This is a genomic window from Phycisphaerales bacterium (assembly GCA_040217175.1).
Classification (GTDB): Bacteria; Planctomycetota; Phycisphaerae; order Phycisphaerales; family UBA1924; genus JAHCJI01.
Genome location: JAVJNT010000002.1, coordinates 1,616,269 through 1,637,923, shown reverse-complemented (window position 1 = coordinate 1,637,923; position 21,655 = coordinate 1,616,269). Strand labels below are relative to the sequence as shown.

The following is a 21,655-nucleotide window of genomic DNA, read 5'->3' as shown; positions in this document are numbered from 1 at the left end:
GAAGGAATCAGGCCGACCTGTTACAACAGGCTGCCCAACTCGGTCTGCCGCTTCTCCAGCGTGATGTTCATGCCAAGGCCCTTGAGCTCGTTGCACAGCACGTCGAAGGCGATCGGCATGCCGGCCTCCAGCTTGTGCGTGCCCTTCACCATGCTCTCGTAGATCTTGGTGCGTCCCTCGACGTCGTCGCTCTTGACCGTCAGCAGCTCCTGCAGGATGTAGCTGGCGCCGTAGGCCTCGAGCGCCCAGACCTCCATCTCGCCGAAGCGCTGTCCGCCCGTGCGGCTCTTGCCGCCCAGCGGCTGCTGGGTGATGAGCGAGTAGGGGCCCGTTGCGCGGGCGTGGATCTTGTCGTCCACCAGGTGGTGCAGCTTCAGCATGTACATGAAGCCCACCGACGTGCGCTGCTGGAACGCCTCGCCCGTGCGGCCGTCGTAGAGCTGGATCTTGCCACCACGGGGCATGTTCGCGAGCAGCTCGCGGTGGTGCGGGTGCTCGCCGGTCTTCTCGACGCCCTCGTTGCGTTCCTTGACGTAGGCGTTGGCTTCCTCGATGGCGGCGTGGATCTCGTCCTCGGTCGCGCCATCGAACACCGGCGTGACGGCCTGGAAGCCGAGCACCTGCGCCGCCCACCCAAGGTGCAACTCGAGGATCTGGCCCACGTTCATGCGGCTGGGCACGCCCAGCGGGTTGAGCATGATGTCCACCGGCGTGCCGTCCTCCATGAACGGCATCTCCTCGATGGGCACGAGGCGGGCGATGACGCCCTTGTTGCCGTGGCGGCCGGCCATCTTGTCGCCCACGCTCAGCGGGCGCTTGCTGGCGATGTAGACCTTCACCATCTCGAGCACGCCGGCGGGCAGCTCGTCGCCGCGCTTCATGTGCGCGACGCGGCGCTGCTTCTCCTTCTCGATGGCCTCGATGCGCGGCCAGTACTGCTTGTAGCTGATCTCGGCGTCTTCGCGGGCGTCCTTGCTGCCCTTCACCCAGCCCAGCTCGAAGGTCTTGATCTGCTCGATCACGACCTCGGGAATGTCGCTGGCGGCGACCTTCTGGCGGGTGTTGGGGTCGACCAGGTCGCTGCCGGTCGCCTCGTTGATGGCGGCCACGAGCTCGCGGAAGATGTCGATCGCCTTGGCGTCCATCTCCGCCTCGTACTCGGCGATCTGCTGCTTGAGCTGCCGCTTCTGCTCCTCGTTCATGTGCAGGCGGCGGCTGAACTTCTTGGCGCCGATGACGATGCCGTCGATGCCGCTGGGCACCTCGAGCGAGTCGTTCTTCACGTCCTCGCCCGCACGGCCGAAGATGGCGTGCAGCAGCTTCTCTTCGGGCGTCAGCTCGGTCTTGCTCTTGGGGCTGACCTTGCCGACGAGGATGTCGCCCGGGCCCACGCGGGCGCCCACGCGGATCACGCCGTCGTCGTCGAGGTTGCGCAGGGCCTTCTCGCTGACGTTGGGGATGTCTCGGGTGAACTCCTCGCGGCCCAGCTTGGTGTCGCGGATCTCGACATCGAAGCTGTCGATGTGGATCGACGTGAACACGTCGTCCTTCACGATGCGCTCGCTGATGACGATGGCGTCCTCGAAGTTGTATCCGTCGAACGTGTTGAATGCGACCAGCACGTTCTTGCCGATCGCCAGCTCGCCGTCCTTGATCGACGGGCCGTCGGCGATCACGTCGCCCGCCTCGACCACGTCGCCCGGACGGACGACCGGCTTCTGGTTCAGGCACGTGCGCTCGTTGAGCCCGCGGAACTTCCGCAGCACGTACTCGTCGCTGTTGTCGATGATGATCCGCTCGGCATCCACGAACGTGACCACGCCGCCGGTCTTGGCCTTGATGACCATGCCCGAGTTGCGGCCCACCGACTGCTCCATGCCGGTCGCCACGCAGGGCGGGTCGACCTTGATGAGCGGCACGGCCTGGCGCTGCATGTTCGAGCCCATCAGCGCGCGGTTGGCGTCGTCGTGCTCGAGGAACGGGATGAGCGCCGCCGAGATGCCGACGACCTGCTTGGGCGAGATGTCGACGTACTGCACGCTGTCGGCGGGCACCTCGGCCAGCTCGCCCGACACGCGGGCCAGCACGGTGCCGCTCTGGAAGTTGCCCTTGGCGTCGAGCGCGTCGGCCGGCGCGAGCACGCCGCGCATCTCCTCGTCGGCGCGCAGGTGCACGACCTCGCCGGTCGCCTTGCCGCCCTTGGTCTGGCGGTAGGGCGTGCGCAGGAAGCCATAGTCGTCGATCGAGGAATAGATCGACATGCGGGCGATCAGGCCGATGTTGGTGCCCTCGGGCGTCTCGATCGGGCAGATGCGGCCGTAGTGGCTGATGTGGACGTCGCGCACCTCGAAGCCGGCGCGCTTGCGGTTCAGGCCGCCCGGGCCGAGGGCCGAGAGGCAGCGCTCGTGCACGAGCGTGCTCAGCGGGTTGGTCTGGTCGACCACCTGGCTCAGCTCGCTGCGGCCGAAGAAGAAGTCGATCGCGCTGCTGATGCTCTTGGAGTTCACCAAGTCGGCGATCTTGGCCAGCTCGTCGGGGTCCTTCACGCTCATGCGCTCCTGCACGGTGCGCTTCAGCTTCAGGAAGCCCTTGCGGACCTCGTCGACGGCCAGTTCGTCCATCGTCCGCAGGCGACGGTTGCCCAGGTGATCGATGTCGTCCTCGTTGGCCACGGGCTGGCCCGTCTCGGGGTCGAGGCGGTTGCTGCGCAGGTCCAGCAGGTACTGGATGATGCGGAGCAGGTCCTGGGCGCGGATGAAGTTGCTGTCGACCGAGTCCTCGAACTCGAACTTGCGGTTGATGCGGAAGCGACCCACGCGGCCGATGCGGTAGCGGCTGTCGTCGAAGAACTTCTCGATGAAGAGCTGCTTGGCCTTCTCGACCTGCGGCGGGTTGCCCGGGCGCAGCTTGGTGTACAGCTTGAGCAGCGCCTGCTCGTGCGGCTCTTCGACGCTGAACTCCTCGGCGAACCGGCGGAGGTTCTCGGCGGCCACGGTGTTGAGGATCAGCGCGTCGCTGGGGTTCTGGATGACCTTCGCGCTCTTGAGCGTCGAGCTCTGGATCTTCTCGAGGTTCTCGGCGCCGATCTGGAAGCCCGTGTCGACCAGGATCTCGCCGCTCTCGGTGTCGACGATCGGCGCGGCAGCCCAGTCCTCCTCGTGGAGCTGGTTGGTCTTGACGTCGTTGATCTCGTAGAAGAGGCTCAGCAGGTCCTCGGTCGAGGCAACGGTCTTGTCGAGGCAGCGCAGGAACGTCGTCGCCGCCATCTTGGGCGACTGATCGATCCGCATCTCGAGCTGGTCCTTCTTGTTGACCGAGATCTCGATCCACGAGCCGCGCTCGGGCACGATGCGGGCGCTGTGCAGCGGGCGGTCGGTCTCTTCCTCGCTCTTGGAGAAGTCGACGCCCGGCGAGCGGTGGAGCTGGCTCACGATCACACGCTCGGCGCCGTTCACGATGAACTCGCCGCCGCCGATCATGATCGGGAACTCACCGAGGTAGATGTCCTCCTCGGGCATGTCCGGCCGGCCCTCGCGCTCCAGGCGGACGCGAATCTTGAAGGGCAGGCCGTAGGTCAGCCGAAGCTCCTTGCACTCGTCGATGGTGTACCGCGCCTCATCCAGCTCGTACTGGCTGTACTGCAGGCGCATGGTCCCGTCGTAGCTCTCGATCGGGAAGACCTCCCGAAGGAGCGACTCGAGCCCGATCTCCGGGTCGCGCTCGTCGGGAGCCTTGTCGAGTTGGAGGAAGCGCTCGTACGCCAGCCGCTGAACGACCGTCAGATCGCTCACCGGAAGGGTGTCGCCACGCTTTGCATAACTGCGCACGCTCATCGCCGCCATCGGTCACCTCGCGATGGGAAGCGGACCCATGCCCACAGCCCGTGGCCTGTGGAGGGTCCTTCTAGATCTACATCGTGCTGTTCGGATCGCCGCCAGCCCCGTCCTGTTTCATGACGCAATAGTGAGGATAGCGCTCACAATCCCTCTTGACAAGGGGCACACGTTTCGCTAGCACTCTGATATTGTCTTCTCATTCAATCGCTGAAAGCCGCCCCGGGACGTCCCCAGCGGGATTTTCACCCGATGACAAGGCCGCGTGCGAGAACGCACGCGGCCCGTGTCTTCGGTGATTCTGGATGCCCCGAACGGCCGTTCGGGGCGAGCGGATCGGGCCTGATCAGGCCACCTCGACCTCGCCGCCGGCCTCCTTGAGCTTCTCGGCGAGGGCGTCGGCCTCGTCCTTGCTCAGGCCTTCCTTGATCTTGGCGGGGAGGTTGTCGACCATGTCCTTGGCCTCCTTCAGGCCCAGGCCGGTGGCCTCGCGGACGACCTTGATGACCTGGATCTTCTTGCCGCCGTCGCCCTTGAGGACGACGTCGAACTCGGTCTTCTCCTCGGCGGCCGCGCCACCGCCGCCGTCGGCCGGGCCGGCCATCATGACCGCGCCGCCCGCGGCGGGCTCGATGCCGTAGGTGTCCTTGAGGTAGTCCGCCAGGTCGACGGCTTCCTTCAGGCTCAGGCCGACGATCTCGTCGCCCATCTTGGTGATCTTGGCGTCAAAGGTCTTGGTCGCTGCTTCGTCGCTCATGGTGCGCTTCTTTCCGGAGTCAGAGTCGAGTGCGTACGCCTCCGAGTGGGGCCGAACCGTTCGGCGCTTTAACCCCGGTCTGCGTGCAGACCTTGCCGGGGCCAGTCGGTGGTCGCCGTCCTCGACGGCCGTCAATCAAAGCGTCCCGCCCGCGTTTCCGCGACCGGGACGTGCGTGTCTGCTTCAGGCAATCTTGGCGATCGTTTCGCCGCTCTCGAGCTTGTCCTGCAGGGTCTTGAGGATACCGGCGAGGTTGCTGGCCGGGCTCTTGACCGCGCCGACGAGCTTGCCGCCGGGCGTCAGGACGATGGTGACGGCCTGGGCGATGGCCTCGTCGCGCGTCGGGAACTTGCTCAGACGCTTGACGCCGTCCTCGCCCTCGAACAGCTCGCCGTCGAGCACCGCGCCGCGGAGCTCAACGTCGGGCATGTCCTTGGCGATGTCGACGATCTTGCGCGCGACCTCGACGACGGTCTCGGCGCCGTACACCAGGGCGTTGGGCCCGGTGAGCAGCTCGCCCAGCGGCTCGAGGCCGGTGCCCTCGAAGGCCTTGCGCGCCACGTTGTTGCGCAGCACGGTGACGGAGATCTCGCTCTTGGCGAGGTCCTTGCGCAGGGCGTTGGTGTCGTTGGCGCCGATGCCGCGGATGTTGATCAGCAGGGCGTCGCCGTTCTCGCCCAGCTTGGCCATGTAATCGGCCATCATCATTTCTTTGACGGGCTTGGACATGGATGCTTCCTTTCCCGCTCGTCAGGAGACGACGGCGGCCTCGTGATACACGCGGACGCCGGGGGTCATGGTGCCGCTGATGGTGATCTTCTTGATGTACTCGCCCTTGACGGCGCTGGGTCGGATCTTCTCGATGGCCTGCACGAAGTACTCGTAGTTTTCCTTCAGGTCGGCCTCGGGGAAGCTCATCTTCCCGATGACGGCGTGGATGTTGCCGCCCGAGTCGGCCCGGTACTCCAGCTTGCCCGCGGCGTATTCCTTCACCGCCTGGGGCACGTCGGTGGTCACGGTGCCGGCCTTGGGGCTGGGCATCAGGCCCTTGGGGCCCAGGACGCGGCCGAGCTTGCTGATGACGCGCATCATGTCGGGGCTCGCCACCGCGACGTCGAAGTCCATCCAGCCCTTCTCGATCTCGGCGACCAGCTCCTCGCCGCCGGCCTTGATGGCGCCGGCTTCGAGGCAGTCCTTGACCTTGTCTTCGCTGCAGAAGGCAACCACCTTCTTGCTCTGGCCGATGCCCTTGGGCAGCGCGACCGAGCCGCGGAGGGCCTGGTCGGCCTGCTTGGTGTTGATGTTCAGGTGCATGCACACCTCGACGGTCTGGTCGAAGCGCGGGCCCTTGAACTTCTTGACGGTGCTGATGGCCTCGTCGACCGGCAGCGCCTCGGTGGTCGCCGCCTTCAGGTTCGCCTTGCGTCGCTTGCTTACGTGTGCCATCTCAGCCCTCCACCGTCACGCCCATGGAGCGGGCGGTGCCTGCGATCACGTCCGTCGCCGCCTCGAGGTTGATGGCGTTCAGGTCGGCCATCTTTTCCTCGGCGATCTTGCGGCACTGATCTCGGGTGATCTTCGCGATCGGCGTCTGCGGCGTGCCGGCGCCCTTGTCGATGCCGGCGGCCTCCTTGATCAGCACCGACGCCGGCGAGCTCTTCACCTCGAACTCGAACGAGCGGTCGGTGTAGCTGGTCACCACGCACCCGACGACCTTGCCGTTCAGGTGGGCGGTGGCGGCGTTGAACTGCTGGATGAACTGGCCGGGGTTGACGCCCTTGGCGCCCAGCACCGGGCCCAGCGGCGGCGCCGGCGTCGCCGACCCACCGGGGGCCATGATCTTGAAGACGTGAGCAACTTCGCGTTTGGCCATCTGTTCTCCACCTCCCACCGGCCTCGGGTCGCGGCTCCCGTCCCCGTGGGAGACCGGAGCGCCCGAATGCGTGGGCCGGCCAATCGGCTTCCACGCGACGCGGTGGTGCGTTCGGCGTTGCGTTGTCGGCCGCGGGCACACGCCCGGGCGGGCCGTCCCGGCGAACCGGGGCCGAGATGATAGACACGGAACTCCCCGGACGCCAACTCGGAATTCTCGGGCGGAATGCCGTACAGAATCTTATCAAACACCACAATCGAAAAGTCGCCGTCTATGCTCGCTGCCCGGCCCGCGCCGGCTCCGGTGCCGCGGCCGATTCACCCGAATCCGAACCCCTGACGGAGCGACCATGCTTGGACGTGTGTTTAAGGCCTACGACATCCGGGGCACCTACCCCGACCTCCTGACCGATCGCATGGCCTGGCAGGTGGGCGTGGGCACCGGAAGGTTCGTGCTCGAGGTCGCCAAGGCCACCGGCGAGAACACGCCCATGATGCGCACCGTCGTCGTCGGACGCGACATGCGCGAGAGCGGGCCGACGCTGACCGACCAGCTCATCGACGGCCTGACGCGCACCGGCGTCAGCGTCATCGACCTGGGGCTGGTGGACACGCCCATGATCTACTTCGCCATCAACCACCTCGGCTGCGCGGGCGGCGTCATGGTCACCGCGAGCCACAACCCGCCCAACTGGAACGGCTTCAAGATCGCCGGGCCCAAGGCCAGGCCCATCGGCGAGGCAACCGGCCTGGCCGACATCCGCAAGCACGCCGCGATGGCCGACATGCGCACGATCGACGACCCGAGCGGCCGCGTCGAGCAGCGGGATCTGTGGAAGCCCTACGCCAAGCACGTGCGGCACTTCGTTCGAGAGGGCGGGCCGTCGACACGCACCAAGCCCCTCAAGGTCGTCGTCGACGCCTCCAACGCCATGGCCGGCACGATGCTGCCCAAGGTCTTCGGCGAGAAGGGCGAGCTGCTCGAGGGCTACCTCGGCTGCGGCATCGAGCTCATCACGGTGAACATGGACAACACCAGCGGCGAGTTCGCGCACCCGCCGAACCCCCTCGTGAAGTCCAACATGCGCAACACGCAGGAGGCGGTGATCGAACGGAACGCCGACGTCGGCTTCTGCTTCGATGGCGACGCCGACCGCTGCATGGTCGTCGATGACGAGGCCCAGATCATCGGTTGCGACCATCTCACGGCACTCCTCGCCGCCGACGCGCTCGAGCGGCACCCTGGCTCGGCCATCGCCTACGACCTGCGCTCGAGCAAGGCCGTCGAAGAAGACGTCCGCAAAGCCGGCGGCACGCCCGTGCGCGGCCGCGTGGGCCACGTCTTCATGAAGGCCGCGATGGCCGAGCATAACGCCGTCTTTGGCGGCGAGCTCAGCGGCCACTTCTACTTCCAGGACAACTACAACGCCGACTCGGGCGCGATCGCGATGGCGACGGTGCTCGGCCTGCTCGGCCGCAGCAAGAAGAGCCTGAGCCAGCTCATCAAGCCCATCGCCCGCTACGTGCAGAGCGGCGAGCTGAACTTCACCAACGAGGAACCCCAGGAAGCCATCAACAAGCTCGAGGAAGAGATCGCCGGCGACGACGCGCTGGTTGACAACCTCGACGGCATCACGATCGACGCCTTCGAGAAGGACGGCTGGTGGATCAACGTGCGCATGAGCAACACCGAGCCGCTGCTGCGGCTGAACGCCGAGGCGAAGGACCGGCAGACGCTGAACCGCCTCGTCGATCGGGTGGGGCCGTTGCTGGGCAAGCGCGTGGAGCACTAGGAGAAGGAAGCGACGGAGGGGACCGAGAGCCGATCCCATTCTCCCTTCTCCCGTTCGTCGCTCCGTCGCTCCGTGCCTTCGTCGCTTCTTCCCTACCCTCCCCCCGTGCCGCGAACACTGACCAGCAACCTGCCTTCCAACATCGCCACCCTCGGCCGCACGATCCGCAACATCCGGCGGGCCAAGGAGATCCTGGGCGTCCTGGCCAGCTTCGGCTTCGGGCAGGCCATCGTCGACCTCGACCTCGACCGTCTGGTCCTCCGCGGCCGCCGCATGATCGGGCTGAGCAAGCCCGACGCGAGCGTGACGCGCAAGCCGACCGCCGTGCGGTTGCGCGAGGCGGCCGAAGAGCTCGGGCCGACGTTCGTCAAGCTCGCCCAGGTCTTGAGCACCCGGCCCGACCTGATCCCGCCCGAGTGGGCCGAAGAGTTCACCAAGCTCCAGAGTACCGTGCGGCCCGTGCCGGCCGACGAGATCAAGCCCTACCTCGACGAGCTGATCGAGCGGATGCCCGAGACGGGCGATGAGGGCCCCCGCTTCCACCGCATCGAGTACGAGGCCATGGCCGCCGGCTCGATCGCGCAAGCCCACCGCGCGACGCTGGCGGGGGGCGGCGAGGTCATCCTGAAGGTGCTTCGGCCCGACATCGAAGAGATCATCGAGGCCGACCTCGAGATCATGGCGACGCTCGCCGAGTTCATCGAGGACCGCTTCTCCGACCTGGGCTACAGCCCGATCGACGTGGTCGAGCAGTTCCGGCGACAGGTCCGCCGCGAGATCGACCTGGAGCTGGAACGCCGGAGCATGGCGCGCATGGCGGCGTCGTTCACCGCGGACGACCGCGTCACGTTCCCTAAGGTTTACCCCCAGCACAGCACGCCCGAGATCCTGTGCATGGAGCACGTCAAGGGCACGCTGCTGAGCGACTTCAAGAAGGACGGCGACCACAAGGAGGGCGGGCGCTTCACCGAGGCCCAGCGGCGCGAGATCGTCGCCATCGGCACCGACGTGGTCTTCCGCCAGTGCTTCGAGATCGGCTTCTTCCACGCCGATCCGCACCCGGGCAACCTCTTCGTGCTCATCGATCCGGCGATGGATGCCAGCGGGGAAGGCGAGGCGGGCGAACTGGCGAAGCGCGAGGCCCCCGAGATCCGGCTGTGCTTCATCGACTACGGCATGACCGGCAACATCGATCCGCGCACGGCCGAAGTCCTGGCCGACCTCGTGCAGGGAACCATCGCCGGCGACCTCGACCGCGTGCTGGACGTCGTCATCGAGCTAACCGGCGTGAGCCCGATGAAGGCGCACGACCGCGCGTTCCGGGCCGACGCGTGGGAGTTCATCAGCCGCTTCCAGAGCGCGAGTCTGGCGGATCTGCGGATGGGCGCACTCTTGAGCGAGTTCTTCGCGAAGCTTCGAAAGCACAAGCTCCGCGTGCCGGCCGACATCGTGTACCTCATCAAGGCCATCACGACGATCGAGGGCGTGGGCGAGATGGTGTGCCCGAAATTCGACATCGTCGACCACGTCCGCCCGCACGTCGAGGGGCTGCTCCGCCGCCGCTACGGCTTTCGCGTGGCGAAGCGTCGCGTGCAGGGCGCCGTCGTCGGGTACGCCGAGCTGATGGAACGAGCCCCACGCGAGGTCGCGAGCATCCTGCACATGGTTCGCAACGAAGAGCTCGGCGTGCAACTCAAGCACCACGGGCTGAGCGAGGTAACCGACGAGCTCGAACGCGCCAGCCGCAACATCAGCTATTCGCTCGTCGTTGCGGCACTGGTCGTCGGCGGCTCGATCATGCTGCTGGCCGACCGCGCGGCCGCATCGCGCGGGGCGACCGATGCGCCCGAGGGCTTGCTCTTCTGGATCGGCCTGGCCGCGTTCGTCTTCGCCGGGCTGCTGGGCGTGATCCGGCTGCTCTTCGGCAAGCGGCTGTCGTCCTGACCGGCTACTTCTCGCCGGGCTTCTTGCCGCTGATCATGTCGCCGGCGCCCTTCAACAGCCCGCCGGCCGTGTCGAACAGCGCGCCGACCCCCAGTCGCGCCGCGTCGACGGTCGTCGCCGCCGCATCGCCGGCCGTCGCGACCGGATGACGCATCGCCTCGCGCAGGGCGCCCTCGACGGCCGGGCGGATGCCCTCGAACACGCGGCCCGCGTGGCTGGTCAGGTCGGTCGCAGCGCCCTTCGCGTTGCTGCCGGCGGCGTGGGCCAGACGCGAGGCCGAGTCCATGAGCAGGTCCTCGACGGCGCGCAGGTCGTCGATGGCGGCCTTGACGTCGTCCTTGGCGAAGCTCTCGCCGCGGGCACGGGCCTCTTCGAGGGCGAGCTGCGTGGCGTGCGCGGCCTTGCCCAGCCCCTCGCCCAGGCCCTCGAGCGTCTCGGCCATGACCGAGTCCTGGCGCTCATCGCTCAACGCGTGCGCGCCCTTGCTGGCGCCCTCGAGCACTTCGCGGGCGACGCGCTGCACGGCGCTCGTGCCGCCCTCGATCGCCCGTCCGGGCGTCGCGGCGGCGCTGGCAACGAGCTCGCTGATGCGGCGGCGGACGTCGCCGGCGGTGGCGGTGGCGGTGGCATCGCCCGCGATGGCCTCGGCCCGTGCCTGCGTCTGCGCGTGGTCGTGTTCGCCGTGTCCAGTCTGTTCGGTCATGCGGGGCCTCCCGGGAGTTCGCGGTTCGACACCATTGTACGGTGATCCGCGCCGGTCGCTCGCCGCGATGAACGCGTGCTCATCGCACCGCTTGCAATCCCGGTAGCTCTTCCAGGGTCGGGCTGCCGTACCAGCCATGCATGGTCCAGTCGGCCTCGGGCAGTAGTGCCGACGCGAGCACGGCGTTCGGTGCGTCGACCCACGCGAAGACGCGCTCCTGGCCGCGCGGGTTCGTCAGCGTTCCGGCGATCAGGATGCCCTCGGCCGAGCGAACTTGCTCGTAGAGGTCGTCGTCGAAGTCCGCGCTCGCCATCACGTACATCCGGCCGAACCACTCGTCCGGCACGTCAGGGTCGTCCAGCCGCCGCTGCTCGAACTCGCGCTCGAGCCGCGTGAGCTCGGTCAGAGGCGCATCGGTCGAGAGCAGGTACGGGTCCATCTCGAACACGCCCATCTGCGCTCCGGGATCGGTCGCCGCGAGGGCCGCGCCCTTCTCGATCGTGTCGGCATTGAATACGAAGATGCCGCGGTGGTCCGGATCGCTCTTGGGCTCGCCCAGCGGGCCCGCGATGAGCAGCGTGCCCTCCTGGGCAAGCCGTCGCATGTTGGCTCGATGGCCTTGCATGGCCTCGGTCTGCTGCGCCGGCGTCGGCGTGCGCAGCGGGCCGGTCTTGATGAAGACCATCGCGTAGTCGCGGGATTCATTTCGAGCGGGAGCCGACGATTCGGGTGGCGACGCGACCGAAGGCTCCTGGCATGGTCCGCACGCACAGCCGGACAGCGCCGCACCGAGCCCGATCAACACCAACGACTTCACGCACGCATGCATCACGGGGTTGCTCCTGGATTGCTCAGAAGAAGGGACGCGCTCAGAGCCCCGGCCCGTCGGTCGCGTCCTCATCGGCGTCGGGCAGCGGACCCTCGTGGCTCTCGGCCGAGATGGTCATCGAGATCCACTGACGCATCTCGATCTCCTGGCCGTTCTGGAAGACGGTCATGTTGACGTCGCCGGAGGTCGTGACTTCGAAGCTCGTCTCCAGCCCCGCCAGGGAGAAGACCGAACGACCCGAGCCCTTCATGGTGGTGCCGTCGAGCCGGAGCCGCATGCCGGGCGCCAGCATGTCGTTCTCGACGAAGTGTGGTTCGGCCGACACCCCGACGTCCGAGATCACGACCATCGAGTCGCCCTCGATCGACTCGACGGTGTGGGTGCTCTCGCGGAGCATGGTCACGCCGTTGATGCTGATCGTTTCACGCTGGATCCAGACCGCACCGGCTCCGATGGGCTCGACGGGCAGGGCAACGCCCGACGCCTTCATGGTCTCTTCCATCGACTGGCGGATCTCCGGATCAGCCAGCGGCATGCCATCGGCGTCGGTCACGACCTCGTCGCTCGTCCGGCCGCGGGGATCGAGCTTGAAACGCGCCCGGATTCCCCGGTACGGCGCCAGTCCTTCCTCGATGGCTTGGCGCACGAATGGATCGACCTCCTGGCCGGGCGTCACGCGGGCTCGGTCGATCACGAGTTGCACGCTGGCCACGCCGAGGTCGTCGACCTCGACGACGCGCATGGTGATGTACTGCTCGCTCGTCGGCAGGGGCTGCCCCTGGAGCCCGAAGCCCATGTCCATCTTCATCTGCACGTCGTTCACCATGCGGAGCGTGACCGCCTGGCCGACCGCGAACTCGTAGCGACGCTCTTCGGGGTTCTCGCCCGCTTCGATGAGCTCGAACTGCGGCGCTGCCGCCTCGGCCTTGGCGGCCGGGTCGGTCGACTGCTGGGCAAGCACCGGCATTGCCAGCACGAGCACGCTCATGGACGAGATCGCGAGTCCGAGTCCAATCTTCCGTTGATGCACGGTGTCATCCTCCAAGGGTTTCGCCGAAATCGGTCAGGCGCTGCCGTCGCCCTGGTGGCGGGCGGGCCGAGACCCGTCGTGCCCGTCCTGATCGGGGGTTGCGTGTCGCTCGCGGCGCGGTTCCTGCACCCGGCCGAGCGCGCCGGGCAACTCGACGCCGGCCTGTCTGGCCAGCTCATGCACGGGCGGCAGCGCTCCGATGAGTCCCGACAGGAAGTCGCTGGTCGTGCCTCGCACGCCGGCCTTGCCCTCGATGCCGCTGCCTGCACCGCCGCTTCCGGTGTCCCACACCGTAATCTTGTCGATCTTGAGGTTGCTGATGGCCTTGACCTGCTCGGCCACGAGCTGGGGGAGCTGCTCGATGAGCAGCAGCGTGGGCGCGACCTGCGGGTTGTCGGCCGCGGCAGCCATGAGCTGGCGATAGCCCTCGGCCTTGGCCTCGAGGACCTTCTGGACGCCCTCGGCTTCGGCCTGGTACTTGGCCAGCACGGCGTCGGCTTCGCCTCGCGCCTCGCGACGCAGCTTCTCGGCCTGCGCCTCGGCGGCGATCTGGATGCGTTCCTTTTCGATCTCCTGCGGCGCGAGCTCTTCCTTGCCCAGGCGGGCGATCTCCTGCTCGCGCTCGGCCTTCAAGATGGCCTCGTGCGCCTCGGCGGCCGCCACGTCGGCCCGGCGCCGGCTCTCGGCCCGGACCTCGGCCAGCTTGGCGTTGTATTCGGCGATCTGCGCCTGGCTGGAGTTCTCGCCCTCGACCGCGCGGGCTTCGGCTTCGGCAACGGCAACGCGCTGCTGCTGCTCGGCGCGCTTGCTCGCGGCGGCGGTCTCGGCCCGGCGCTCGGCCACGGCGATGTCCTGGTCGCGCTTGCTCTCGGCTTCGCCCGTGATGGCCTGGGCCTCGAACTCGGCAACCGCGACGCGCTGCTGGCGCTCGGCCGACTTCTCGCCCTCGGTCGCGGCCGCGTCCTCGCGCGCCACGCTCACCGTGCGCTCGCGATTCGCCACGGCCTCACCCGTCGCGCCATCGCGGTCGGCCTGGGCCACCTCGACCTTGGCCTGGTTGATGGCCTCGGCCGCCGCACGCTGGCCGATCGCGCGGATGTAGCCGCTCTCGTCGGTAATGTCGCGGATGTTGACGTTGATGAGCTCCAGGCCGATCTTGTTGATCTCCTGGGTCACGTTCTCTCGGATGAGGCTCTCGAACTTCTCGCGATCCTTGTTGATCTCTTCGATCGAGAGCGTCGCGATCACCAGGCGAAGCTGGCCCAGGATGATGTCCTGCGCCAGCTCGCGGATGGCCTGCGGCGGCTTGCCCAGCAGGTTCTCGGCGGCGGCGGCCATGAGGATCGGATCGGGAGCGATGCGCACCGTAAACGTGGCGGGCACGTTCACGCGGATGTTGTTCAGCGACAGCGCACCCTCGAGGGGGATGTCGATCACCAGCGGCTCGGTGCTCATGTACGCGTGCTGCTGGACGACCGGGAACACGACCTTGATGCCACCGTTGTAGCAACGGCGGCCGGTCTTTCCGGCGCTACCCCAGACGACGAGCACGCGGTTGGGCGGGCAGCGTTGGATCCGGCTGGCTAAGAACCAGATGACCAGCAGCGCCACGAACAGTGCGACGCCGATGCCGACCATCGTGAAGATGCCAAACCTGGATCCCGAGCCGCTCGATGCGACGAGCGCGTCCATCCAGAGGAGCCAAGATTCGTTCAGCGTGGACATGCATTCCCCCTTGCACCGCCTCTCCCCGGCGGCCATCGAGTGTTTCAGGATAGGCTGGGCGTGCGTTAGGCCCGCTCGACCGAGAGCGTGTTCTGTTGGGTGTCGACCGAAACGATGCGGACGCTCGTGCGCGGTCGGATCGCCTCTTCGCCGCCTTGCACGGAGTCGTACTCGCGGCGGCGGCCGTTGATGACGACCGACACGGCGCCGCGACCCTCATTGGCCGGCGGCACGGTCACGGCAACCTCACCCGTTAGCCCCGCCGCTTGGGCGATGCTGATGTTGCCAGATCGTTGGAGCTTGAACAACTGGCGTGTCAGCCACGCCATGAGCCAGGCCACGCCCAGACCACTGATGACCGCGATCGCCACCGAGCCCACCATGCCCAGTTCGAGCACCCGGAAGGCCGCAAGGCCCATCCAGCCCGACCCAAGGCAGAACGCCGCGATCGTCTGGATGCTGAGGGCGCGAAAGTCGCCCGCGCCGCTCATGTCCGCGTCGACATCGACATCCATGTCGAAATCGCCACCGAGTTCACCAAGGAATAGCTGGATCAGGAACAACCCGGTGCCGAACAACGCCGGCACGGCAAACCAGACGGCCCCGTCGTTGAAGAACCACTCGAGCATGTCGAACCCTCCCCTTCATCAGCATTGTTGGGGAAAAGGTCGTGCGGATTACTCCACGTCCTTGCCCTCGGCGACGTCCTTGATCGACGCCGGTTCGTGGGCGCCGGCCTCAAGTTCGCCCCGCTTCAGGCGACCGATGTACTCGTGGTACGACTTCATCGCCTGGCTACCAAAGATGAGCATGATCGGGATGTTGGCCACGAGCATCACGCCCAGGCCCAGCGTCGTCCACATGTCCAACTGCGTGTCCGTGCCGATGAGCGCCCGAGGCGAGCCATCGGGCCCGGTCAGCAGCGGCATCGCGGCGATGGTCGTCAGCAGGATGAGCAGGCAGTAGACGAGCTTGTAGAGCAGGACGATCGCGTTGACCTTCTTCTCGCCCAGCTTGCCGAACAGGTAATAGATGCCCTGCTCGCCGTAGTAGCTCCACGAGATCATCGTCGAAACGGCGAACAGCCACGCCGCCACGGTCACGAGCCACTTGCCGAGCCCCGGCGTGACGCGATCGAAGGCGTGCGCGGTCAGGCTCGCACCGGCATAGTCGCCGTAGACGCCAACGCCGGCATCGTCGGGCGCGGCCGTCATCGCTCCTTCGGGCAACTCGACGTCCGGATCGCCGGACGACCAGAGCTCCGGCCTCGCCTCGCTCTCGATCGTGCCCCAGTTGACGACCCATTGTTCCTCGGCATTGCGCGACACGGTTCCGCCAAGACGACGCAGGTTGCGGCCGGTGTTCTCGTCGGGGTCGGCTTCGACGACGACGAAGACCGATTCGCCGTCGCGCCAGCCGGACTTGCCCTCGGGCGTGCTCAGCGTGCGCTTCGCAGCGTCGGTCTTGCCGGGCAGCGGTGCGGTGCCCATCGTCCAGGTATTCTCGATCGGCTGGCCGTCGGCGTCGGTCGCCTGGACGACCTGCATCGCCTGATCATCGGCGACGTATGCCTCGGGCGGGCGGTTGTACGCGCCGCTGGACAGGATCACCAGGGCCGTCAGCGTGCACACCACGATGGTGTCGATGAAGGGCTCGAGGCCGGCGACCACGCCCTCGCGGACGGGCTCGTCGGTCTTGGCCGCCGAGTGGGCGATGGGGCTCGAGCCCTGGCCGGCCTCGGAGCTGAACAGGGCGCGCTTCACGCCCCACATCGCCGCGTACGCGAACGTACCGCCGAGGAAGGCGCCAGCCGGAAGCGGGTCCTGCCCGCCAAGGAAGCCCGGCAAGCCGCTGCGGATGATCAGCATGAGCATGTCGGGGATGACCGAGATGTTCATGACGAGGACGTAGAGCGCCGCGGCGACGTACAGCACGCACATCAGCGGCACGATGCGGCCGGCGACCGAACCGATGCGCTTGATGCCGCCGATGATCACCAGCCCGACGACGATCGCCAGGATGATGCCGGTGACGACCTGTGGCACCTCGAAGTAGTTCTTGCTCAGGTCGGCGACGTTCCAGGCCTGGAACATGTTGCCGCCCGTGATGGCGCTGATGAGCAGCGTGACGCAGAAGACGCCACCGAAGATGGCGCCCAGCGGGCCGAGCCCCCACTTCTTGAAGCCCTCGCGTACGACGAACATGGGGCCGCCGTGCGGGTTGTCGGGATCGTCGGTGTTGCGGTAGAGCATGCTCTGGGTGACCTCGGTCATCTTGAGGGCCATGCCCAGGATGCCGATGATCCACATCCAGAAGACGGCGCCGGGCCCGCCCAGCGCCACCGCGAGGGCGACGCCGCCGATGTTGCCCAGCCCGACCGTTGCCGAGAGCGCCGCCGAGAGCGCCTGGAAGTGGTTGATGGCGCCCGGATCGTTCTTGTCGTCGTACCTGCCGCGGACGACCGACACGCCGTGCGTCAGCGCCCGGTACTGGCCGAAGCCGCTCCAGATGGTGAAGAGCAGGCCGACGATGATCAACGCGAACACCACGTAGTCGCTGAAGAGCAGACCGTTGAGCGTATTGATGAAGCTCTCGATGCCGGCCATGGGTTGGTGATCCTTTCTTGACGAGCCGCCGCCCGGACGGGCGCGAACGCGCGGGACCCCAACGAGCCGGCGCCCCGCGTGGCGCTCAGATGGGGGCATCATCCCCCACGCAGGCCGGGGATTCAACCCCTCATCGGCCCGAAGGACGCTCCGGACGCCACTTTGGGCACCCCTATGCCGCCCGATCTCGGTTGGTTACGCGGCGCAGCATGCCTGTCGGAAAGCTGTCGCTTTCGAGCCGCGCGGCTCGCCCGTCGCTGGCCTTCAGGCCGGGCTGATGCCCCGGTAGAGCTGCTGCACCCGCTCGCTCTGCTGCTTCCGCACGCTCTCGAGCACCAGCCTGGGCACCCGCCAGGCCTGCTCCTGGGCCGTCACGTTCGAGCAGTGCTCGCTCAGGCATTGGTACAGGAACTTGAACGCGTCGCGGGGCTGGTGCATCTGGTCGAGCGCATCCACCAGGTCGCGCTCGGTCACGTCCTCGGCGAACAGGTCGACCAGCGTGATCGGCTTGGCCCCCGGCTCGAGACAGGCCTTGAGCCGCGCATCGCACAGGTCGTAGAGCATCGCGCCGGTCCAGCTCAGGCGATCGACCAGGTTCTGCTTGTCGAGCCGGGCCTCCTGGAAGAACGCGCTGCTCTCGCGGTACAGGGCGTGCCGAAGCTCGATGGGCAGCAGCATCTTGACGCCCACGCCGTCCATCTGCAGGAACTTGTTGCTGAGCAAGGGCCAGATGAGCGCCCGCATGGCCTCGGGGTTGCCGCTGATGAGGCTCGGCTCGTCGACGCGGTCGATGACGATGAGGAGGCCGTGGTAGCCGAGCGTCCGCACGACGCGGCGGAGTCGATCGAGCATGGCGTACCGGGTGTCGTCGGCGTCGGTGGTCGGCAGGTTCTGGGCGGTGGCGTAGACCGGGTCGAGCTGGGCGAGGCTCTCGGCGTAGCTCGCGTCGCCGCGCGCGCTCACGCGGACCTGCTTGCGGACCTTCTTGCCCAGGCGCTGCATCGCCATGCGGTCGAGCACCAGGCGCTTCACGCCCGCCGCCGCCCACACGACCGCGCCCGCCGCGACGAGCACCCACCACACGACGTCGGGCAGTCCGCCCAGCTGCCACCAGCCGATGAGCGCCGCCAGCGGCAGGATCCAGCCTGCGAAGAGCACCACGTCCCACGCGAGCTTGCCGCCGCCGCGCGGCAGCTTCAGGGCCTTGCGGAGCCGTGCCGTGCGCACGTCGGCGACGTCGGGCCGGTCGTACACGGCCTGCAACAAGAGCAGGTCGCGTCGCGCCCCGTCGTCGAGCTTACGCAGGCTCTTGCGCTGCCCCTCGGCCAGTTCGAGCGCCTCGGCCGCCGACTCCTCGAGCAGCGCGTCGACCAGCCGGGGCGTCGCCCACAGCAGCATGGCGTCGACGTGGTCGACCAGGCGGAAGTGCGAGAGGCTCTCGAGCGCGGTGTCCTGGCCGCTGCGTTCGTGGTAGCGGTCGATGACGGCGTTGAGGTCGTCGTGGGCGATCAGGAGGACGCGCTCGGTCGGGTGGCCGCGGTTGTGGGCGTGCACGCGTCCCTCGATCTGCAGGCGGAGGGCGGTCTTGCCGCTGCCCTTCTCGCCGAAGACGATCGAGGTGCTGGGGCGGCGGAGGTCGCCGACGATCTTCTCGAAGTCGCTGTGCCGCGCATCGCCGCGCGGGAGCGTCTCGGGCCCGAGCGCCTCGCCCTCGCGTACGTCCTTGGCGACGTCGACCCGGTCCCCCCCCGGCTCGGCGGTCAGCCGCGCAAAGACCGCATCGTGGCGGGCCTCTTCGCCCCGGAAAGGGTTCTCGGCGATGCTCCAATGCTCGAAGAACTGGCCGAGGTTCATGGGACAACACGCTCCAGATCGGGTCCGTCGCGCGGCGAGGGGGTCGGCGGACCGGTCTCAAGAGGCTAGAGGGGCGTGGAGAAGGGTTCCAGCGGGGATGCGGGAAGCCGCGGGCGGTGATCGCCCTCTTTCCGAGCCGCGAGGGTGGGCTCGCCGAGCAATCGTGATCCGGCGCTGCCCTCCCTACGGACAGCCCGCGTCGAACGCGTTCTGGAAGGCCAGGAAGTCGAAGATGGTCAGCGAGCCGTCGCCGTCGAAGTCGGCGCGCGGGTCGCCTGCGTCGAAGAGGTTCTGGAACTCGAGGAAGTCGAAGATGGTGAGTTCGCCGTCGCCGTCGAGGTCGGCCGGGCACTCCGCTGCTGCATGACGACCAAATAGGAGAAACGTGCGGCCCGTCGCGTCGAGGTCCCAATGCGCTCCTATCGCGATGTCATCAACGCCGTCGCCGTTGGCGTCCCCGACGCCCGCCAGCGTCGATGGACGTATGCCCGCCTCGGGCGTGATCGCGACGCCGAACCGAGCTGCAATTTCGTCCGAACGGATCGCGTCGGGAAATCCGTCGCGAGCCCCGAAGAGTACGTAGACGGACCGTGACTCGACGCCCCGAACGGCGTTGGCGATGAGTAGATCATCCACTCCGTCTCCGTTTACGTCGCCCGCGGGAGACACGAGATGGCCGAGCCACTCGTCCTCGCTGGAGCCAATGACGCGGAATCCACCGAGTACGTCGAGCCGGACGTCAAGATCAAAGAACGATGGCAGAGCCCACGGCCGGCCGAACAGTACGAGTACCTGGCCGGCGCCCTTGACGCCGTCCACGTCCACGAAGGGTTGTCCCAAGACGAGATCGTCGAAGCCGTCGCCGTTCAGGTCCCCGGCCGCGGCGATCGGCGCGGCACCTTGGCTTGACGCGTTGTCGAGCCGAAAACCTGCACCGAAACCCAGGTCGGCCAACTCGATCGCCGTAGGGTGAGCCGATCCCCTGCCATAGATCACATACGCACGAGCGTTGCGTTTGGTCGGCCAGATGCGCGTGTCTCCGGCAACGATGATCTCGTCCATGCCGTCGCCGTTGAAGTCGCCGCCCCAACGCACCGTCGTGCCGGCCCTATCGCCTTCGTCCCCTCGGATGGTCACCCCAACACTCACGGGCAGGTCGTGCACGTGGAAGTCGCGTGGGAGGCCGGGTCCCCCAAAGACGACGTATGCTCGGCCCGAATAGACGTCGGGGTACTCGTCTCCGAACTTGTGACCGACCAGTACGTCTTGGAATCCGTCCCCGTTGAAGTCCCCGGCCGCGGCCAGATCAGCGCCGAGTTGCCCGCTGGCAGACCATCCGCGGACGCGGGCTTGCGCTAGCGTGGGGTAGTTCAAGCGCTCGTCGGCCGGGTACGCGCCGTCTCTTCCAAAGATGACGTGCGCATACCCCACGGGCGTGCGGTCGGGATATGAGCCGTATGCCCAGGGCGAGCCGATGGCGAAATCGTCCAGCCCGTCACCATTAACGTCACCGACGCCCGAAACGGCGTAGCCGGCTTCGTCGGCGCTGTATTGCGTGCCACCGAGGAACCGAACGCCGTTTCGTCCATCCAGGTCTGCCAGTTGCAACACCGGCCCGCTCGACTCGACCGCTCCAAAGACCAAGAACGCCTCGCCGGCGGCATGTCGCAGGCCGCTGGCCCGAGGTGCGCCGATCAAGAAGTCATCGATCCCGTCTCCGTTGACGTCGCCGGCGGCCGCAACCGAGAAGCCGCTGCGATCTCCCGGCTCGATGCCCTCCAGGACGTATCCAAGCGTGCCGTCGCCGCCGGAGCTCGGTAGGAGTGCGGACAAGGTAAGGATACCCGGAAACGGCTCGCCAAGCGGATCGCTCTGGGCGCAGGCCGATGGAGAGCATGCAACCGGAATGCCCGCTGCCAGAACAAACGCGTCCGCTCGGATGATCCCTCGCAGCGGCATTACCGAGCACCTCCATTCCATCAAATCCGGGTCGTCGGCTCGAACAATGTACCAGAACGCGGCGGGCCGATCAAGGGCGATTGCCCCGGCGCTGGCGTGCTCGGCGTCGGCGTGCTCGGTGGTCGTTCGGGCGTCGTCGCGCCGCGGGGCGCCGCGTCCGACCGCATGCCCACCACGCGAGCGGATCGACGCCTCCCGATCGGCCGCGGGCTCGTCGCACGCGACCAGCGGTTCAACCGGCTCGGCCCGAGGCGCCGGCGACTCGAGGCGCCGCGCCCACCACGCGACTGGACGCTCGCTTCACTCGACTGGATGCTCCGAACACTCGACTGAAAGCCCCGTCCACTCGACTGGAAGCTCCTTCTATTCGACTGGAAGCCCCGTCCACTCGAGTGGAAGCTCTTTCTACTCGAGTGGGCGCTCCGTCCATTTTTCGCTTCCAACGCAAGCGTGCAACCGATCGGCCGCGCCCGCGCGTCCGAGAACGCCCGGTGTCGCGCCGATCGCGGGGTGCCCGCCGAAAAAACCGGCGGCGCCGTGCGGCCGGCCCCTCGCTCGATTCTTCCCATGCCTGCTGCGTTCTTGCCGCCCCCGCCCGCACGACCGGCGCGAGACGCGAAAAAAGTCGACCGAATCCTCGCACGCCGAGTGAAGTCGCCCCTCCAGGCCGTCGACGTTTGGTGTGGCCCCGAGCAAGCCCGATGCGTCGGGCGGGGCCGGCAGGCATCGGGGCGACCGATCGGCCGCACG

15 protein-coding genes are annotated in these 21,655 nt (G+C 67.5%); 2 read left to right on the top strand and 13 right to left on the bottom strand.

What is annotated here, in order from left to right; translation table 11 throughout:
• Positions 1–20: 20 nt before the first annotated feature.
• From rpoB to rplK, 5 genes are all read right to left on the bottom strand, one after another.
• Entirely contained in the window at positions 21–3,833 is a 3,813-nt protein-coding gene (rpoB, locus tag RIA68_14185; protein MEQ8318591.1) for a DNA-directed RNA polymerase subunit beta, read from the bottom strand.
• Between the two features lie 346 nt (positions 3,834–4,179).
• A complete protein-coding gene (gene rplL / locus RIA68_14180) occupies positions 4,180–4,542 on the bottom strand; it encodes a 50S ribosomal protein L7/L12 (protein ID MEQ8318590.1) in 363 nt (120 codons plus the stop codon).
• Between the two features lie 231 nt (positions 4,543–4,773).
• Positions 4,774–5,319: a 50S ribosomal protein L10 gene (gene rplJ / locus RIA68_14175; protein MEQ8318589.1), complete on the bottom strand. Its 546-nt coding sequence runs from the start codon at positions 5,317–5,319 to the stop codon at positions 4,774–4,776.
• A 21-nt stretch (positions 5,320–5,340) separates the two neighbouring features.
• Positions 5,341–6,036, bottom strand: coding sequence for a 50S ribosomal protein L1 (rplA, locus tag RIA68_14170; GenBank protein MEQ8318588.1), 696 nt, complete (start codon positions 6,034–6,036; stop codon positions 5,341–5,343).
• Position 6,037: 1 nt separating this feature from the next.
• A complete protein-coding gene (rplK, locus tag RIA68_14165) occupies positions 6,038–6,463 on the bottom strand; it encodes a 50S ribosomal protein L11 (protein ID MEQ8318587.1) in 426 nt (141 codons plus the stop codon).
• Between the two features lie 349 nt (positions 6,464–6,812).
• Here rplK and RIA68_14160 point away from each other — a divergent pair, with 349 nt between their 5' ends.
• Together RIA68_14160 and RIA68_14155 are read left to right on the top strand one after the other, a co-directional pair.
• Positions 6,813–8,255 carry a phosphomannomutase/phosphoglucomutase gene (locus tag RIA68_14160; protein MEQ8318586.1) on the top strand — a complete coding sequence of 481 codons (1,443 nt, stop codon included), beginning with the start codon at positions 6,813–6,815 and terminating at the stop codon, positions 8,253–8,255.
• A 105-nt stretch (positions 8,256–8,360) separates the two neighbouring features.
• A complete protein-coding gene (locus tag RIA68_14155; protein ID MEQ8318585.1) occupies positions 8,361–10,199 on the top strand; it encodes an AarF/UbiB family protein in 1,839 nt (612 codons plus the stop codon).
• A gap of 4 nt (positions 10,200–10,203) precedes the next feature.
• Here RIA68_14155 and RIA68_14150 read toward each other — a convergent pair whose 3' ends face one another.
• From RIA68_14150 to RIA68_14115, 8 genes are all read right to left on the bottom strand, one after another.
• On the bottom strand, positions 10,204–10,902 hold the full coding sequence (locus tag RIA68_14150) for a hypothetical protein (GenBank protein ID MEQ8318584.1): 699 nt from the start codon (positions 10,900–10,902) through the stop codon (positions 10,204–10,206).
• Between the two features lie 79 nt (positions 10,903–10,981).
• Positions 10,982–11,587, bottom strand: coding sequence for a YciI family protein (locus RIA68_14145; protein ID MEQ8318583.1), 606 nt, complete (start codon positions 11,585–11,587; stop codon positions 10,982–10,984).
• A 184-nt stretch (positions 11,588–11,771) separates the two neighbouring features.
• Positions 11,772–12,761 carry a hypothetical protein gene (locus RIA68_14140; GenBank protein ID MEQ8318582.1) on the bottom strand — a complete coding sequence of 330 codons (990 nt, stop codon included), beginning with the start codon at positions 12,759–12,761 and terminating at the stop codon, positions 11,772–11,774.
• Between the two features lie 33 nt (positions 12,762–12,794).
• The gene (locus RIA68_14135) at positions 12,795–14,486 is read right to left on the bottom strand and encodes an SPFH domain-containing protein (GenBank protein ID MEQ8318581.1); all 1,692 of its coding nucleotides are present in this window, start codon (positions 14,484–14,486) and stop codon (positions 12,795–12,797) included.
• 65 nt (positions 14,487–14,551) lie between these two features.
• Positions 14,552–15,115, bottom strand: coding sequence for a hypothetical protein (locus tag RIA68_14130; protein ID MEQ8318580.1), 564 nt, complete (start codon positions 15,113–15,115; stop codon positions 14,552–14,554).
• Positions 15,116–15,163: 48 nt separating this feature from the next.
• Positions 15,164–17,092: an amino acid carrier protein gene (locus tag RIA68_14125; GenBank protein MEQ8318579.1), complete on the bottom strand. Its 1,929-nt coding sequence runs from the start codon at positions 17,090–17,092 to the stop codon at positions 15,164–15,166.
• A gap of 264 nt (positions 17,093–17,356) precedes the next feature.
• Positions 17,357–18,946: a hypothetical protein gene (locus tag RIA68_14120; protein MEQ8318578.1), complete on the bottom strand. Its 1,590-nt coding sequence runs from the start codon at positions 18,944–18,946 to the stop codon at positions 17,357–17,359.
• A gap of 183 nt (positions 18,947–19,129) precedes the next feature.
• Positions 19,130–20,779 carry an FG-GAP-like repeat-containing protein gene (locus RIA68_14115; protein MEQ8318577.1) on the bottom strand — a complete coding sequence of 550 codons (1,650 nt, stop codon included), beginning with the start codon at positions 20,777–20,779 and terminating at the stop codon, positions 19,130–19,132.
• Positions 20,780–21,655 lie beyond the last annotated feature (876 nt).